Raw genomic sequence first — 15,610 nt, forward strand, 5'->3', positions numbered from 1 at the left:
GGCGGAGGCGTCACGATGACGGGCCGTCACATCGTCACCCGCGCCCAGGTCGCCGACGGCCTCACCGCCCTCGGTGTGCGGCCCGGTGCCACCGTCATCGCGCACACCGCCCTCAGCTCCTTCGGCTACGTCGTCGGCGGCGCCCACAGTGTCCTGCTCGCCCTGCGTGATGCCCTCGGCCCCCACGGCACCCTCGTCATGCCCGCCTTCACCCCCCAGCTCTGCCATCCCTCGACCTGGCGCGCCCCCGACCTCGCCGACGCCGCCACCGACCCGCACATCGCCGCCGGGATGCCGCCCTTCGACCCGCACCGCACCCCGGCCGCCCGCACCATGGGCGTGCTGCCCGAACTGCTGCGCACCCAGCCCGGCACCCTGCGCTCCCACCACCCGCACGTCTCCTTCGCCGCCCAGGGCCCCCACGCCGCCACCGTCGTGCGGACCCACCCCGCCGCCTGGCGGCTCGCCGCCCACGGACCCCTGGGCCGGCTGTGGGACCTCGACGCCCTCGTCCTGCTGCTCGGCGCCCCCTGGAACAAGACCACCGCCCTGCACCTCGCCGAGTACGCCACCGCCTACCGAGGCCGCAGAGCCGGCCTGTGGGCGGTGCCCGAACCCGACGGACACGGCGGCAGCCACTGGCACCGGGTCCCCGAACTCCTCGTATGGGAAGGCGACTTCGACGCCCTCGGCGCCGCCTACGAAGCCGCCGGCGCCCCGCTCGCCGGCCTGCACATCGGCGGCGCGCACTGCCGGGCCCTGCCGCTGCGCGACCTGGTCCGCTTCGCCTGCCGCTGGCTGGCGAAGCACCGCGACCTGAGCCGCGCCCTGGCCCCGCCCGGCTGGCACGACGTGATGGATGCTGAAGCCCCGGTGCCCGCCGGAGAACTCGGCGCGGCACACACCGACTCGGCGCCAAGGAGCCCATCCAGATGAGCAGTGACGTGTCCCTGCGCCCCGTCGTCCCCGGCGATCTCGACCTCTTCGAGCGCGAGTTCACCACCCAGGACGGCGCCGGCCCCTTCCAGTGGTTCGGATTCACCTCCACCCACCGGCTGCGCGAGCGCTACGCCGAGGACCGCCTCCTGGGCCGCGAGGGCGGCATGCTCACCATCACCGCCGCCGGCGAGGCGGTGGGCCGCGTCGAATGGTTCGCCTCCACCTGGGGACGCCCCGACACCTCCGCCTGCTGGACCATCGCCATCGCCCTGTTCCCCGCCGCCCGCGGCCGCGGCACCGGAACCGCCGCCCAGCGCCAGGTCGTCGACTACCTCTTCGCCCACACCCGGGCCGAACGCGTCCAGGCCTTCACCGACCACGCCAACCTCGCCGAGCAACGCGCCCTGGAAAAGGCCGGCTTCACCCGCGAGGGCACCCTGCGCTCCGCCCAGTGGCGCTCGGGCCGCTGGCACGACCAGGTCCTCTACTCGGCCCTGCGCACCGACACACCCCTGTGGGACGAGGAGCGAGAATGACCTCACAGCCGACCGGCCTCGTTCTCGGCAACGGGCTGAGCGTCCTGCTGCAGCCGCTGCCCGGCTGCCAGGTCGTCGCCACCTGCCTGCACGTCGGCACCGGTTTCCGCAACGAACCGGTCGCCGGCGCCGCGCACCTGCTGGAGCACGTCCTGGCCCAGGGCGCCTCCAGCAGCAGGCCGCTCACCGACGCGGTCGCCGCCGTCGGCGGCACCACCAACGCGCGCACCGCGGCCGACTACACCCAGTACACCGCCATCCTCCCGGCCGGCGCGCTCGAAGTGGCCCTGCGCATCGAACACGACCGGCTCACCGACCCCGACCTCGGCCCGGCGCACGTCACGGCGCAGATCGCCGTCGTCCAGGCCGAGATCCGCCGCAACATGCTGCAACGCCCGCACGGCGGAATGGTGTTGTTCGACCTGCCCGCCCTGCTGCACGACACCTGGGCCAACCGGCACAACGGATACGGCGACATCGAGGCCCTTGAGGATCTCGGCCCCACCGAACTGGGCCGCTTCTTCCAGGAGTCCTACGCACCCGGCAACACCCACCTCGCCCTCGTCGGCGACTTCGACCCCCACCACGCCCGCGACCTGGTCGAGCAGTACCTGGCGCCGGTGCCGCCGCGCCCCGCACCGCCGCGCCCCCACGCGGTGGAGGCCCCGCTCACCGCGCCGCGCCGGGCGCTGCGCGGCGAACGCATCGCCGCCACCGCACGCACCGCGATCGGCTTCCGCACCCCGGACCCGGCCACCGCACCCGACGCCCACCTCGCCACCGTGCTGCTGGGCGAACTGCTGGAGACCCTGGGCACCGACTGCGCCTGCCACCCGGGCACCCGGCGGACCTGGGGCGCGTTCAAGGCCCGCGCCCACCGCACCGGCAACCCCTTCGACGTCGCCCGCGACGCACTGTTCGCCGTGGACTTCCCGCACCCCGTGGACACCGAGCCCGACGAGGCCGAACACTGCCTGCGCTCCGTCCTGGCCGGCGTCGCCGACGGCAGTGTGTCCCAGGCCGGGCCCCTGGCCCGTATCCGCCGCCAGCTCGCCCTCGCCCTGCACGCCGAACTGGACTCCGTGGCCAGCCAGGCGTCCTGGCTGTGCGTGGGCGCCGCCGTCCACCACGATCCGCTCCACCTGGCCGGCCTGCCCGGCGCCCTGCTGCGGCTGCCCGACACCGAGGTCGCCGCCGCGGCCGCCCGCTGCGCAGCCGCCCCCGCCGCCCGCCTCACCAGCCGCCCCGCCCCGGCAGCCCCCGACCCCACCGCGGTCACCGCCGCCCCCACAGGAGCCGCACGATGACCGCCCCCACCACACCCCAGGCCGCCCCCACCGCACCTCACGCCGCGCCCGCCGGGCCTCACGCCGCGCCCACCGCACCCCAAGTCGTCTCCGCGGTGCCCGAGTTGGTTCCCGCCGCCGTTTCCCGTTTCCGTGCTCCCGTGCACAGCGAACAGGTCACGGGCCGCGGCACCGCCGTCGCCGTCCAGCGGGCCGGGACCGGCCAACTGGCCGAAGCCAGACTGCTGTTCCCGCTGACAGCGGCGCCCGGTGCGCACCAGAGCCGGGTCGAGGTGATGGCCGAGGCGCTGCGCGAGGCCCTCACCGAGGCCGCGGCCGACCTCGCGACCGTCAGAGTGGAGACACGCGGCGACCGGGCCGTCATCGCGGTGCGCACCTTCGCCGACGACGTCGCCGCCACCCGCGCCCGCATCCGCGACTGCCTCGACGCGGGCCGCCCCCACCAGGTCCGCCGGGTGCGCGAGGCGGCCGGCCGGGTCGCCCGGCGGCTGGCCGCCGCCGAAACCATGCCCGCCCACCTCGCCCGCAGCCACTTCCTCGCCGCCGTCTTCGGCCCCCACCCCTACGGCCGCGCGGCGACAGCGGCCGAGGCCGCCGGCGTCGACGGCGCCCAGACCGCGGCCCTGCTGCACGGCGCGCCCGCCGCCCGCCGCCGCAGCGTCGCCGTCGGCCCCGACCCCGCCCAGGAACTCCTGGCCCAGGCCGCCGCCCTGCTGCCCCGCACGACCACCGCCCCGCACGACGCGCCGGGCACCGCCCCCCGGCCGCCGGCCCCCGCCCCGGGCCCGCGCCGCACCGTGCTCCACCGGGCCACCCCGCAGACCCTGCTGCGCCTGGGCGGCCTGGTCCCCGGCCGGGGCCACGACGACTACCCGGCCCTGCAACTGGCCGCGCTCATGCTCGGCGGCTACTACGCCAGCCGCCTCACCCTCGTCCTGCGCGAACGCGAGGGCCTGGCCTACGCGCCCCGCGCCGTCCTGGACCCCCTGGGAGCCGACGCCGTACTGACCGTGGAGGCCGACGTACGCCACGACGGCGCCGCCCGCGCCCTGACCCTCATCGCCGAGGAGACCCGGCGCCTGGCGGACGGCGCCTTCAGCGCACAGGAACTGCGCAACGCCCAGAACTACGCCGTCGGCTCCATGGCGATGGCCTGCTCCTCCCGCTCCGGACTGGCCTCGACGTACGCCGCGGTGCTGGCGAGCGGACTGCCCGCGAGCTGGCCGGCCGGCTACGAGGACCGGCTGCGCGCCCTGAGCGCCGCCGACGTGGCCCGCGCCGCGGCCGCCCACCTGGCCGCGCCCGCCCTGACCGCGGTCGTCGTCGCCCCCGCCCCGCTCGCCGGCCTGCCGCCCACCGCACCCGAGGGCACCTGAGCACGCCCGGACCGCCCCACCGACCCGGACCACATCAAGGATGGGACCCAACCGTCGTGAAAACGCTCCTGAAGCGCACGTTCTCCTCACTGCGCGGCCCGGCCCGGACGCTCGGCGCGCTGCACTTCGTCGACAGCCTCGGCAACGGCCTGTTCATGGCCGGCTCCGCGGTCTACTTCGTCACCGTGGCCGGCCTGCCCGCCACCACGGTCGGCCTGGGCCTGTCCCTGGCCGGCCTCAGCGGCTTCGTGGCCAGCCTCGTCTTCGGCCGGATGACCGACACCGCGGGCGCCCGCCGCCTGCTCGCCGTCCTGCTGTTCCTCCTGGCCGGCGCCTACGCCCTCTACCCGCTGGTGCACTCACCCGCCCTCTACTTCCCGGTGGTTGTCCTGACCGGCGCCCTGGAATACGGCTGCGGACCGGCGTTCGGCGCGCTGATCGCCGAACTCGTCCCGGACGGCGAACGCGTCAGGGCGCGGGCGGCCCTGCGCTCCCTGTTCAACGCCGGCTTCTCGGCCGGCGCGCTGACCGCGGCCGCGCTGATCTCCCTGGGCAAGGACACCCTCGCCCTGCTGCCGCTCGGCAACGGCCTGACCTTCCTGGCGGCCGCCGCCCTGGTCCTGAGACTGCCCGCGAACGGTGCCCGGGCCGCCGCCGGCTCCCAGCCCTTGCGCGTCCTGCGCGACCTGCCCTTCCTCGGCGTCATCGGCTCCTCCAGCCTGCTCGCCCTGCACAGCGCCGTCCTGCTCGCCGGCATACCGCTGTGGATCGTCCGCAACACCGATCTGCCGCGCGCCCTGGTCCCGTTGATCCTCGCCGTCAACACCGTCCTGGTGGTCCTCTTCCAGGTGGCGGCGGCCCGCGGCGCGGAGAGCCTGGACGGCTCCGTCCGCGCCGCCCGCAGGTCCGGAGCGGTGAGCGTGCTGGCCTGCGCCGCCCTGGCGGCGGGAACCCTCACCGGATCCGCGGCCACCGCCGCGATCACCCTCGGTGCGGTCCTGCTGTTCACCCTCGCCGAACTGTGGCAGGCCGCCAGCGGCTTCGGACTCGGCTTCGGACTCGCCCCCGAGCACGCACGCGGCGAATACCTCGGCGCCTTCCACCTGCACATGGTCATCCAGGCCACCCTCGGCCCCGCCCTCGTCACCTTCCTCGTCGTCGGCCACGACGCCCTGGGCTGGCTCGCCCTGGCCGCCCTCTTCCTGGCCGGCACGGCAGCCATCGGCCCCGCCGTCACCCGCGCCCGCCGCACCCTGCCGGCACAGACCCCGCAGCCCACAGCCGCCCCCGACCCCGCGCCCGCACCGCAGAGCGCGGCCTGAACGGCACACCGGCAACCGGCAGGAGAACGGAGCGAACGGCACGCCGGCAACCGGCAGGAGAACGGAGTGAACCGGCGTCAGGGACCGCTTGAGGCGGTTTTGAAAGATGCTCGATCCAAGCCTCGAAGACTGTCCGTACCGAACGTGGATCCCCGGGAGCGCCCCGGGACCCCCGGCGTCCCCCCACCCCTGAGGACGCGGACAAAAGCGGAGGCTGAGACATGACCGTCGAGCTTGCGGGCACCGCCGAACGCACCCTGCCCGAACGCGCCCTGCCCGGGCGGGAGTTCGCCGCCCTGTACGCACAGGCGCAGCACTTCTACGCCCACCAGATGCGGCTGCTGGACACGCACGACACCAGGCGCTGGGCCGAGACCTTCACCGAGGACGCCGTCCTGCACCTGCCGTCCCTGCCCGCGCCGGTACGGGCACACACCGCCCTGGCCGGCTACGTGCGGGCCGGCGCGGCACACCGGCGGCGGGCCGGAAGCCGCCTGGAGCACTGGGTCGGCATCCTCGACGTGCAACCGCAGACCGACGGCTCGCTGCACACCCGCTGCTCGGCCCTGGTCCACATCACCCCCGGCCAGGGCGGCCCCAAGGCGCTGCACGTGTACGTCATGCAGGACGTCCTGGTCCGCTCGGGCGGCGCCTGGCGCATCGTCCGCCGCCGGGTCACCCGCGACGACCTCGCCTGAACCCGGCCCCCGAACACCACTACAGCCGAACTCGACGTTCCGTACAGCACACGGGACATGAGGACCGCGCCCGCCTAGCGTCGTACGTGCACATCCTCCTCCCCGTCCGCGCCCGCCTGCCGTCCTCGACGAGGGCGGGCGCGTCGACGCGGGAGGACGCACGTCCACGCCCACTCGAGAGCGGTTCGAGGCCCGCTCAGGACAGCGGCCCTCACGGCCCGGACGCCGCTGTCGTCCCCATTCCACCCCGGCCCGGGCCCGTTCGCGGCGGGCCGGACGCCGAAGTGCCCTCTCGATGGAGTCCTTCATGCACAAGGCGGAAGAGCCGAAGCTGCGCCTGTTCGTGTTCCACCACTCCGGCGGTTCGCATCTGGCGTACCGCGACTGGCCCTCCAGCTTCCCCGCCCACTGGGACGTGCAGATCCCCGACGCACCGGGCCGCGGCCCCCGCGACAGGCGCCCCGCACTGGGCGACGCCGGCGCCCTGCTCGACCACTTCCTGCACGAGCTGGACACCCGACTCGTGGGCCCCTACGCGTTCTTCGGACACAGCATGGGCGGACTCGTCGCCTACGAACTGACCCGCCGCCTCCTCGACCAGGGCCGCACACCCCCCCTCTGGCTCGGCGTGTCCGCCCGCGGCACCCTGCACCCCGACGGGGACCCGGTGCGCCGGCACCTGCTCGGCGACGCCGCACTGCGCCACGAGCTGACCACGATGGGCGGCACCCCTGCCGAGGTCATGGACCACGACGAACTGTGGGAGCTGTTCGAGCCCACCATCCGCGCCGACCTGCGCATGAGCGAGACCTGGCGCACCCGGCCGCTGACCGCGCCGCTGCCCGTCCCCCTGTCCGTGTTCGGCGGCACCCTCGACCAGGTGGCCCCGCCCCACCGCCTGGACGGCTGGGCCGATGCCACCGAGCACTTCCTGGGCCGGCATCTCTTCGACGGCGGCCACTTCTACTTCCAGGACCACCTCCCCGCGGTCGCCGCACGGATCCAGGACGACGTGCGCCGCGCCCTGCTGACCACCCGCACGCCGTCCCCGGCCGCGCGATGAGTGTTCCGGTCCTCGCCGCACCCGCCCCCACGCGCACCGAGGTCACCGAGACGATCGAGGCGACCGAGTTCCGGCTGCTCGGCCCGGTGGCCGTCCACAACCGGCGGACCGGGACCGGCATCGCACCCTCCGGACCCAAACAGCGGGCCCTGCTCGCCACCCTCGTCGTCCACGCGGGCCAACAGCTCTCCGTGGACCGCCTGGTGGAGGAGCTGTGGGGCGACCGGCCCCCCGCCAACGCGCCCAGCGCCCTGCACACCCACGTCGCCCGGCTGCGCCGGCTGCTGCCCGCCCCCGGCCACGAATGGATCAGCACCCTGCCCACCGGATACCTCCTCAGCCTCGGCAGCGCCTCGACCGACGCGGCCCGCTTCACCCGGCTGTCCGGCCGGGGCCGGGCCACCGCCCCCAGCGACCCCCACGACGCGACCCGGCTTCTGGGCCAGGCGCTCGCACTGTGGCAGGGGAGCGCCCTGCAGGACTCCTGCCACGGCCCGCTGTGCACGGCCGAGGCGGACCGCCTGGAGGAACAGCGCCTGACCACCCTGGAAGCCCTGTACGAGGCGAGCCTGAACTGCGGCCGCTACGCCGAGATCGTCGGCGACCTGGAACGGCTCACCGCCGCCCACCCGCTGCGCGAACGCCTCTACGACCTGCTGATGGTCGCCCTGTACCGGTGCGGCCGGCAGTCGGAGGCCCTCGGCGTCTACGAACGCGCGCGCCGCCGTCTTCTCGCCGCGCTCGGCGTGGAACCGGGCCCGGCGCTGCGGTGCCGCCTGGAGGCGGTCCTCAACCACTGCCCCACCCTGACCCCCTCGCGTCCGCGCCGCCCGGACCTGGCGGCCGAGGTGGCGCGCCTTCAGACCCGGATCGACCAACTGGTCAAGGACCAGACCCGCTTGCTGCGCAGCATCGAGGAACAGGGCGCGGGCGGCTGACCCCGCGGCCACCGCCGCCCGGCGCGCCGGGCCGGCGGCGATTTCGCCTCCCGCAGGTCAGAGCAGGCCGGTGAACGCGGCGAAGACGTCGTCGAGTTCGTTCGAGTGCACGGTGAGCGACTCGGGTGCGAGCGCCGCCGCGTCGAGGACCGCGAGCACGGCCCGCACCGCCTCGACGCCGGCGTCCGCGGGGATCTGGAGGGTGCCGGTGGCGGGGTCGCCGCAGGCGCCGTCGAAGCAGGCGCCGGCCCGCTCCAGCTCGATCGCGTCGGCGAACCGCAGCCGGATGACGGCGGCGGGCGGCCCGGTACGGGGCTCGGGCCACACCCCGCCACCCCCGTCACCGTCACTGTCACCGGGGCCGGGGCCGGCGGTGTCGGGTCCGGTCCGCGGGTCCGGCCCGGGTGCCCGGTAGGCGGGCAGCAGGCTCAGGTGGGAGCGGGCCGCGGGCAGCGGGTATTCGGGTTCGCCGAAGGCGAGCCCGCCACCGCCACCGCCATCGCCACCGCCACCGCCATCGCCCCCGCCCCCGCCATCGCCCCCGTACCCGTCGTACCCGTCGTATCCGTGCGGGCCGTCGGCGTCGTGCCGGGGATCCGCCTCGGCCAGGGCGTCCAGCAGCACGGACCGGGCCCGGGGCGGCAGCGAGGCGGCGAGACGGCGCGCGCACTCCTTCGCCTCCGCCCCGCCCGTCGCGGCCACGGTGACCAGCTCGTGCACGAGGACGGCCGGCTGCGGGGCGTGCCCGGTGCCCGGGGGCGGGCCAAGGGGGCCCGCCGGCCCGGCGGGCCCCGGCTGCTGACGCTGGTGCCACTGCTCGTTCACGCCCTGACCTCCTGATCGTCCGGGTCCGGCACGATCACCGTCCCGGTTCCGTCGTCGGTGAACATCTCCAGCAGGACCGAGTGCGGGATCCGCCCGTCGATCACCCGGGCCGCGCCCACCCCGCCCCGTACGGCCGCCAGGCAGCCGGCCATCTTGGGCACCATGCCCTCGCTCAGCTCCGGCAGGAGCTTTTCCAGTTCGTCGGCCGTCAGCCGCGGGATGACCTCGGCCCGGTGCGGCCAGCCCGCGCACAGCCCCGCCACGTCGGTGAGCATGACGAGCGACTGGGCCCCCAGCGCGGTCGCCAGCGCCGCCGCCACGGTGTCGGCGTTGACGTTGTAGACCAGGCCGTCCTCGGCGCTGCGGGCGAGCGGCGAGACCACCGGGATCCGGCCGGCGGCCAGCAGGCCGTCCAGGGTGGTGGTGTCCACGCCGGTGATGTCGCCGACCCTGCCGACGTCGACGGGTTCCCCGTCGATCCACGGCACGTGCCGTACCGCGGTCAGGGTGTCGGCGTCCTCGCCGGTCATGCCGACGGCGAGCGGGCCGTGACGGTTGATCAGCCCGACCAGCTCGCGCTGCACCTGACCGGCCAGGACCATGCGTACGACGTCCATCGCCGCCGGCGAGGTGACGCGCAGGCCCGCGGCGAACTCGCGTTTCATGCCGCGCCGTTCGAGCTCGGCGTCGATCTGGGGGCCTCCTCCGTGCACCACCACGGGCCGCAGCCCGGCGTAGCGCAGGAAGACGACGTCGCGGGCGAAGGCCGCCGTGAGGTCCGCGTCGACCATGGCGTGGCCGCCCAGCTTGACGACGACCGTCCGGCCCTGGTGGCGGGCCAGCCACGGCAGGGCGTCGCCGAGGGACTGGGCCTTGACCTGGGCCTGGTGCACGCTGACGGTCATGAGACCCTCGCCCGCCGAACGAGGCCGCCGACCGGGGAATTGGCGCTCATGTTGGTCACGACTCCTTCTGTGGGGGCCCCGGTCGTGGGCTGGACCCCACGACCGGTGGACATGCGCTGGAAAGCCGCACGAAAGGACTTGGCTGTGATGCGGGTTCCTGGGACGGTGAACTCCGCCCGGCCCGAGGGGGCGCGCCGCGCTCTCGCGCGCGGGTCCTCGAGTGTCCTGCCGCGAGGTCACGTCCTGTCAACAAGACAGCGGCCGGGCCCGGTGCCTCAGGCGGCCGAGCGGGTGGCCCGCGCGGCGGTGGTACGGCTCAGTTCCTGTTCGGTGCGCCGCAGCGCGATCGAGTCGGCGATCTCGCCGCTGCGGACCGCGATGTTCGACAGCAGGGCCGAGGACAGCCCGTGGGTGTGCTCGGTGCCGCCCTGGAGGTAGACCCCGCTCTTCAGCCCGGACGCGCTCAGCAGGCGGTAGTCGCGTTCCACCTGGTGCCGGCCCGCCGCGTCGCGCAGGAAGTGGTGGTCGAAGTCGCCGAGCAGGCGGGCCGGGTCCAGGTTGCCGTAGCCGGTGGCGAACACCAGGGCGTCGACGGCGAGTTCCTCGGTGCGGTCGTCGAGCAGCGAGCGCAGGCTCACCCGCGTCTCGCTCCCGGCGCGCTTGACGTCGGTGACCCGGGTGAGGTTGCGGAAGTGCAGCCGCTCGGTGCCGCGCACCCGCTCGTCGTAGGAACGCCGGTACAGGTCCCGGATGACGTCGGAGTCGACCACCGAGTAGTTGGTGTTGCGGTGGTAGCGCCAGAAGGAGTCCCGTGCCTGCTCGGTGCCGAAGTAGTGGTCGTCGACCGCGTCGGGGTCGAACACCTGGTTGGCGAAGGGCGTGTCGTCGGCGATGGCGTAGCCGTAGGACGGGACGACGGCGCTGACCTGGGCGTGCGGCAGCGCGTCGTGGAAGAACCGGACGATCTCGGCCGCGCTCTGGCCGGCGCCGACCACCGCCACGCTCTTGAGGTCGTCGGGGTCCTGTGCGTTGAAGCGGCTGAGGAACTCCGAGCTGTGCCACACCCGTTCGTCGGAGCTCACACCGTCCGGCAGCCGCGGCACCAGGCCGGTCGAGATGACCACGTTGCGTGCGGCGACCACGCGGGTGCTGCCGTCGCCGGCGCGCACCTCGATCTCCAGGAGGTCGCGGGACGGTGCCGCGGCCTCGGTCACGGGCCGGATCGAGGTGACCTCGGCGCCGTAGGTGACCCGGTCGCCCAGATCGGCGGCCGCCCACTCCAGGTACTGGTGGAACTCCTGGCGGGTGGGGAAGAAGTCCTGGTTGTTCACGAACTGCACCAGCCGGTTCGAGGCGTGCAGATACGAGACGAAGCTGTACCGGGACAGCGGATTCCGGTACGTCGCCAGGTCTTTGAGGAACGAGATCTGCATGGTCGTCGACGGCAGCAGCATGTTCCGGTGCCAGCCGAAGGCGGGCTGCCGCTCGAAGAAGTGGGCGGTGACCGGATGCTGCGGAGTGCTCGCCCCGTGCTCTTCCAGAGCGATGGCGAGCGACAGGTTGGACGGGCCGAACCCGATACCGACCACGTCGTAGACCTCTTCGCTCCGCCTGCCCGTTGTCTCCATGTGAATGCTCCCGATGCGTTTGGAAATCGACCGGTGGCCCACAACGCCTTCCGGCTTGGCAAAACCTTGCCATGATGTTGGCAACTCGATCCTGAGATCTGGTCTCGTGACGCTGGAGTGGTGGCGGAGTCGCTGGTGAGAGAGGTGACTTCGGCCCGCTGCGGCGGGGAAACCCTTGCCCGGCGCCTCCGCGTGCCGCCTGCCGCGCTGCCCGTCGTGCTCCCGCTCGTGGGCGGTGCGTCCCGGTGCGGTGCCCGTGTCCGTGCCCCTGCCCGGCGTTCGTGCCGGTGCCGGTGCCGGTGCCGACGCCGGCAGGCCCCGGCACCGGTCGCGCGAAAAGGCGGGAGCGGGGTGCGGCGGGGTGTTTTCCGGAGCGATTCTCGAAGAATAATCGAAGACCGCTCGAGGACTTCTTCAGACCTTCTCCAGGTCCTCGGAATGTGGAAGCATTGTCCTGTCGGCAGGACGGCCGTACGGTCGGGGACCATCGAAACAGGCCGATTTCCGAAAAGGAGAATGCGAATGTTCGTGCCCCGCTTTTATCGCGAGCCGAATAATTCCTGGACGGCGGATCTGATCCGCGACAACCCCCTGGCTCTCGCGGTGACGAACGGCAGCCCCGAGAACGGTCCCTTCGCCACGCACCTGCCGGTCATCTTCGACCCCGACGCCCCCGACGCCCCCGCTCCGGACGCCTCCGCTTCGGACGCCTCCGGTGATGCCGGTGATGCCGGCGACGGGCTGAGGGGGGTCACGCTGCTCGGGCACATGAACCGGGCCAACCCGCACTGGGCGGCGCTGCAATCGGGCGGCGTGCTGCTGCTGACGTTCACCGGCCCGCACGCGTACGTGTCACCCACGGTGTACGAGAAGACCCCGGCCGCCCCCACGTGGAACTTCACCGCGGTGCATGTCCGGGGCGTGGTGGAGAAGATCGACTCGACCGAGGAGACGCTGGAGGTGGTGCAGTCCACCGTGCGCGCCTTCGAGAAGGCGTTCGGCGACGGCTGGGACATGACCGACTCGCTCGGCTACTTCCGCCAGATCGTGCCCGCCGTCGGGGCGTTCCGGTTCACGGTCACGGGCGCCGAGGGCATGTTCAAGCTCAGCCAGGAGCAGCCGGGCGAGGTTCGCGAGCGGGTCCAGTCCTCGTTCGGGCAGAGCGGGTGCACGTACAAGCGCGAGGTCGCCGGGCTGATGAACCGGCTGCCGTGAGACGGCCCCGGCCTCGGCGCCGGCAGCCTCAGGCGCTGATGGCCACCGGGTGGGTCCGCTGTTCGGCGATCCCCTTCATGTCCTGCACGCTCTTGAGTCCGGCCGCCTCGGGGCGCTCCGCCGCAGTGCCGAGCGCCTCCAGGGCGGTCGCGGCCGCGCTGTCCAGCGTGGCCATCACCCACTGTTCGAAGTCGACGCCCAGCCGCTGCGCGGCCTGGTGCCACCATTCGAGACGGCTGCCGGGAACCTCCAGGCGGCGGCCCGGCAGGGCGGGAGCGGCCGGCTGCTGATCGCCCTGGCGCGCGGTGCGCAGGGCGCCGCGCAACTGCTTGGTGGTCCACTGCCGCTGTTCGGCGCGGTCGAGCCAGATCTCCTGGTCCGCGACCGGCATGGAGGCCAGCTCGGCGTGGTGCTGGAAGCTCAGGGCGGCGCGGCGCCGGGTGAGGTCGAAACGCCGTGAGACCCACGCGTAGTTGCGCAGGGTCTGGTACGACAGTCCGGCGGCGCGTATCCCGCGCTGGTAGCGGTCGGTGTAGTGGTCCTTGCCGTACACCATCCAGTCGCCCAGCCACCAGGAGGACGAGTCGAGGACGTCGGCGAGCTGCCGGCCGGCCCGCTCCCACTCGTCGTAGGCCATCTTGGCGGGCATCTGCAGGCCCACCTTGGTCGTCAGCACCGGGACCCGGCGCGGCGCGGACGCCGTGGCGCGCGCCTGCCGCGGCGTCGCCTGCGGGACGGTGGTCGCCGTGCCGCCGTGCGACCCCGCGGTCTGACCGGCCTGATGCGCCATCATGCCTCCAAAGAACGGTGCATATAACCGTCGATAAGCGTCGCAGCCCAGCCTGGGGTGGCACCGGAGCGGCACTCGAACGGTTGCACGTCGAACTTCTCTGCAGAATGACATCCGCCGGTCAGTGACATCCGCCGGTCAATGACGCCGGCCGGTTATTGGCGCCGCTTTCGGTGAATGGCGTCCGCATTTCTCGCCGGGAAATGCGGAGGCCGCGAAGCGGAGGTCGCGAAGCGGGTGCGGGAAGCCGCCCGCCGCGCATGGCGTCAGCGTGCGTCGCCGCTGTCGGTGAGGGCGAAGAAGACGTCGTCGAGGTCGGGGGTGTGCACGGTCAGTTCGTCGGCCTCGATGTCCGTGGCGGCCAGCCAGTCGAGGATGGAGTGGAGTTCCTGCTGGGTGCCGTCGCTGACGATCTGCAGCGCCAGCGCCTGGTCGTCCCGGGTGGCCCCGCGCAGTGTGGTGGCGGCGGAGCGGTAGGCGGCGGGGTCGGTGAAGCGGAGGCGGATGTGCCCGCCCGGGATCAGCCGCTTCAGTTCCTCGGCGGTGCCTTCGGCGGCGATCCTGCCGTTGTTCAGCACGGCGATGCGGTCGGCGAGCTGGTCGGCTTCTTCCAGGTACTGGGTGGTGAGGAAGACGGTGGTGCCGCCGGTGACGAGCTCGCGGATGATGCCCCACATGGTGTGGCGTGAGCGGGGGTCCAGGCCGGTGGTCGGCTCGTCGAGGAAGATGATCCTGGGGCTGCCGACCAGGGTCATGGCGATGTCCAGGCGGCGCTTCATGCCGCCGGAGTAGGTGGAGGCGGGCTTCTGGGCGGCCTCGGTGAGGTCGAAGCGCTCCAGGAGTTCGGCACTGACGCGTCGGCCCTCGGCCTTGGAGAGGTGGTGCAGGTCGGCCATCAGGAGCATGTTCTCCTGGCCCGTGATCAGGCCGTCGACGGCGGAGAACTGGCCGGTGACGCCGATCGCGGCACGTACGGCCTGTGCGTCTTTGGCCAGGTCGTGACCGCCGACGCGGATCGTGCCGGATCCGGGGTCCGGGGAGATCAGGGTGGAGAGGATCTTGACGGCGGTGGTCTTGCCGGCGCCGTTCGGGCCGAGCAGGGAGAAGACCGTGCCTTCCGGGACGGCGAGGTCGATGCCGTCGAGCACGGTCTTGTCGCCGTAGGACTTGCGCAGCCCGTTCGCCGCGATGGCCACAGTGCTCATCCGGGGTGCTCCTTCGGGGCTGTGGGCGGTCACAGGCTGCGGGCGGTGATGTCGCCGTAGGCGGTGGTGGCGTGGAGGTCCAGGTCGCATGTGCCGTTGTTGCGAAGGGAGTTGTCGATGCGGCCGTAGCCGGTCCGGGCGTCCAGGGAGGCGGAGACGCCGCGGGCGGCGCCCACCGTGATGTCGCCGTGCTGAACGCTGAGGGTGAGCGTGCCGCGCACGGCCTCGCCGATGCGGATGCCGCCCTTTTGGACACTGATCTCGGCGGGGCCGTCGAGGCGGCCGAGGGAGACCTCGCCGTCGTGGGCGCCGATGCGGGCGCTCGCGGCCTCGTCGATCTTGACCGAGCGGTGGCCGCCCGTGAAGGCGACGTCGCCCAGGCGTCCGACGCCGCGGAACTCGGCGGCGGCCGCCTTCGCCCCGACCCCGGAGCCGGCGGGCAGCATGACCGTGACCTCGACGGACCCCGAGTGCCCGAGGAGCTTGCGGGCCGCCTGCGCGGCCCCGATCCGCAGGACGCCGTCGCCGAAGGCGGTGGTGATCTCCTCGGCCGCCTTCACGTCGCGGCTCCTGGACGGGTCGGCGGGGCGGACCTCGACGACGGTGTCGGCCCGGTCGGCGGCGATGAACCGGATGCGTCCGGCGGGGATGTCCACCTCGGCGCGGATGGGGGAGGGGGTGTCGAACCGCTGCGTCGCGTACTCGGTCTTCTGCATCGGGGACTCCTTGGACTCGTGCTTTCCGATGCGGAAAACGCTACGTTGCGTTCATGGATATGGCAACAAGCTTGTTGCGCATCACTTCCATAACTCCAGCTCAATCCAGCTTAATTGTTGCAACGGGCCTGAATGTAACGCAACGTC

General features: G+C 73.4%; 15 protein-coding genes. 9 read left to right on the top strand and 6 right to left on the bottom strand.

Annotated elements, in window-relative coordinates; genetic code table 11:
- Positions 1-15: 15 nt before the first annotated feature.
- From ACFXGX_RS18780 to ACFXGX_RS18815, 8 genes are all read left to right on the top strand, one after another.
- Complete coding sequence (locus ACFXGX_RS18780; protein ID WP_384792058.1) at positions 16-936, top strand: aminoglycoside N(3)-acetyltransferase; 921 nt, start codon at positions 16-18, stop codon at positions 934-936.
- Entirely contained in the window at positions 933-1,475 is a 543-nt protein-coding gene (locus ACFXGX_RS18785) for a GNAT family N-acetyltransferase (RefSeq protein ID WP_384792061.1), read from the top strand. Before ACFXGX_RS18780 ends, ACFXGX_RS18785 begins: the two co-directional genes overlap by 4 nt.
- Positions 1,472-2,782 (top strand): M16 family metallopeptidase, encoded by a 1,311-nt coding sequence (locus ACFXGX_RS18790; RefSeq protein WP_384792064.1) that lies wholly within the window; start codon positions 1,472-1,474, stop codon positions 2,780-2,782. The genes ACFXGX_RS18785 and ACFXGX_RS18790 overlap by 4 nt, the downstream gene beginning before the upstream one ends.
- Positions 2,779-4,158: a M16 family metallopeptidase gene (locus ACFXGX_RS18795; protein ID WP_384792067.1), complete on the top strand. Its 1,380-nt coding sequence runs from the start codon at positions 2,779-2,781 to the stop codon at positions 4,156-4,158. Before ACFXGX_RS18790 ends, ACFXGX_RS18795 begins: the two co-directional genes overlap by 4 nt.
- Before the next feature lie 56 nt (positions 4,159-4,214).
- Positions 4,215-5,480, top strand: coding sequence for an MFS transporter (locus ACFXGX_RS18800; RefSeq protein WP_384792070.1), 1,266 nt, complete (start codon positions 4,215-4,217; stop codon positions 5,478-5,480).
- Between the two features lie 221 nt (positions 5,481-5,701).
- A complete protein-coding gene (locus ACFXGX_RS18805; RefSeq protein ID WP_384792073.1) occupies positions 5,702-6,178 on the top strand; it encodes a nuclear transport factor 2 family protein in 477 nt (158 codons plus the stop codon).
- Positions 6,179-6,485: 307 nt separating this feature from the next.
- A complete protein-coding gene (locus ACFXGX_RS18810) occupies positions 6,486-7,241 on the top strand; it encodes a thioesterase II family protein (protein WP_384792075.1) in 756 nt (251 codons plus the stop codon).
- Positions 7,238-8,179: a BTAD domain-containing putative transcriptional regulator gene (locus ACFXGX_RS18815; RefSeq protein WP_384792078.1), complete on the top strand. Its 942-nt coding sequence runs from the start codon at positions 7,238-7,240 to the stop codon at positions 8,177-8,179. The genes ACFXGX_RS18810 and ACFXGX_RS18815 overlap by 4 nt, the downstream gene beginning before the upstream one ends.
- A gap of 57 nt (positions 8,180-8,236) precedes the next feature.
- Here the strand turns inward: ACFXGX_RS18815 and ACFXGX_RS18820 are convergent, their stop codons facing one another.
- The 3 genes from ACFXGX_RS18820 to ACFXGX_RS18830 form a co-directional block, all read right to left on the bottom strand.
- Positions 8,237-9,004 carry a hypothetical protein gene (locus ACFXGX_RS18820; RefSeq protein WP_384792081.1) on the bottom strand — a complete coding sequence of 256 codons (768 nt, stop codon included), beginning with the start codon at positions 9,002-9,004 and terminating at the stop codon, positions 8,237-8,239.
- The gene (argB, locus tag ACFXGX_RS18825) at positions 9,001-9,909 is read right to left on the bottom strand and encodes an acetylglutamate kinase (protein ID WP_384792084.1); all 909 of its coding nucleotides are present in this window, start codon (positions 9,907-9,909) and stop codon (positions 9,001-9,003) included. The genes ACFXGX_RS18820 and argB overlap by 4 nt, the downstream gene beginning before the upstream one ends.
- A 275-nt stretch (positions 9,910-10,184) precedes the next feature.
- Positions 10,185-11,537 (bottom strand): lysine N(6)-hydroxylase/L-ornithine N(5)-oxygenase family protein, encoded by a 1,353-nt coding sequence (locus tag ACFXGX_RS18830; RefSeq protein WP_384792087.1) that lies wholly within the window; start codon positions 11,535-11,537, stop codon positions 10,185-10,187.
- Positions 11,538-12,059: 522 nt separating this feature from the next.
- On the opposite strand from ACFXGX_RS18830, the gene ACFXGX_RS18835 reads away from it, so the two are divergent.
- Positions 12,060-12,752, top strand: a complete 693-nt coding sequence (locus ACFXGX_RS18835; RefSeq protein WP_384792090.1) for an FMN-binding negative transcriptional regulator — start codon at positions 12,060-12,062, stop codon at positions 12,750-12,752.
- Positions 12,753-12,780: 28 nt separating this feature from the next.
- Here the strand turns inward: ACFXGX_RS18835 and ACFXGX_RS18840 are convergent, their stop codons facing one another.
- The 3 genes from ACFXGX_RS18840 to ACFXGX_RS18850 form a co-directional block, all read right to left on the bottom strand.
- Positions 12,781-13,545 carry an LmbU family transcriptional regulator gene (locus ACFXGX_RS18840; protein WP_384792093.1) on the bottom strand — a complete coding sequence of 255 codons (765 nt, stop codon included), beginning with the start codon at positions 13,543-13,545 and terminating at the stop codon, positions 12,781-12,783.
- Positions 13,546-13,808: 263 nt separating this feature from the next.
- Positions 13,809-14,747 carry an ATP-binding cassette domain-containing protein gene (locus ACFXGX_RS18845; protein WP_384792095.1) on the bottom strand — a complete coding sequence of 313 codons (939 nt, stop codon included), beginning with the start codon at positions 14,745-14,747 and terminating at the stop codon, positions 13,809-13,811.
- A 29-nt stretch (positions 14,748-14,776) separates the two neighbouring features.
- Positions 14,777-15,463: a hypothetical protein gene (locus tag ACFXGX_RS18850; protein ID WP_384792098.1), complete on the bottom strand. Its 687-nt coding sequence runs from the start codon at positions 15,461-15,463 to the stop codon at positions 14,777-14,779.
- Between the last annotated feature and the right edge of the window lie 147 nt (positions 15,464-15,610).

Origin of the sequence: Streptomyces sp. NPDC059371 (assembly GCF_042751995.1) — a bacterium.
Taxonomy (GTDB): Bacteria; Actinomycetota; Actinomycetes; order Streptomycetales; family Streptomycetaceae; genus Streptomyces.

Excerpts from the sequence above, each read along its gene's own strand:
- ACFXGX_RS18780 (WP_384792058.1), top strand. The coding sequence starts at position 16 with ATGACGGGCCGTCACATCGTCACCCGCGCCCAGGTCGCCGACGGCCTC.
- ACFXGX_RS18785 (WP_384792061.1), top strand. The coding sequence starts at position 933 with ATGAGCAGTGACGTGTCCCTGCGCCCCGTCGTCCCCGGCGATCTCGAC.
- ACFXGX_RS18790 (WP_384792064.1), top strand. The coding sequence starts at position 1,472 with ATGACCTCACAGCCGACCGGCCTCGTTCTCGGCAACGGGCTGAGCGTC.
- ACFXGX_RS18795 (WP_384792067.1), top strand. The coding sequence starts at position 2,779 with ATGACCGCCCCCACCACACCCCAGGCCGCCCCCACCGCACCTCACGCC.
- ACFXGX_RS18805 (WP_384792073.1), top strand. The coding sequence starts at position 5,702 with ATGACCGTCGAGCTTGCGGGCACCGCCGAACGCACCCTGCCCGAACGC.
- ACFXGX_RS18810 (WP_384792075.1), top strand. The coding sequence starts at position 6,486 with ATGCACAAGGCGGAAGAGCCGAAGCTGCGCCTGTTCGTGTTCCACCAC.
- ACFXGX_RS18815 (WP_384792078.1), top strand. The coding sequence starts at position 7,238 with ATGAGTGTTCCGGTCCTCGCCGCACCCGCCCCCACGCGCACCGAGGTC.
- argB (WP_384792084.1), bottom strand. The coding sequence starts at position 9,909 with ATGACCGTCAGCGTGCACCAGGCCCAGGTCAAGGCCCAGTCCCTCGGC.
- ACFXGX_RS18830 (WP_384792087.1), bottom strand. The coding sequence starts at position 11,537 with ATGGAGACAACGGGCAGGCGGAGCGAAGAGGTCTACGACGTGGTCGGT.
- ACFXGX_RS18835 (WP_384792090.1), top strand. The coding sequence starts at position 12,060 with ATGTTCGTGCCCCGCTTTTATCGCGAGCCGAATAATTCCTGGACGGCG.
- ACFXGX_RS18840 (WP_384792093.1), bottom strand. The coding sequence starts at position 13,545 with ATGATGGCGCATCAGGCCGGTCAGACCGCGGGGTCGCACGGCGGCACG.
- ACFXGX_RS18845 (WP_384792095.1), bottom strand. The coding sequence starts at position 14,747 with ATGAGCACTGTGGCCATCGCGGCGAACGGGCTGCGCAAGTCCTACGGC.
- ACFXGX_RS18850 (WP_384792098.1), bottom strand. The coding sequence starts at position 15,463 with ATGCAGAAGACCGAGTACGCGACGCAGCGGTTCGACACCCCCTCCCCC.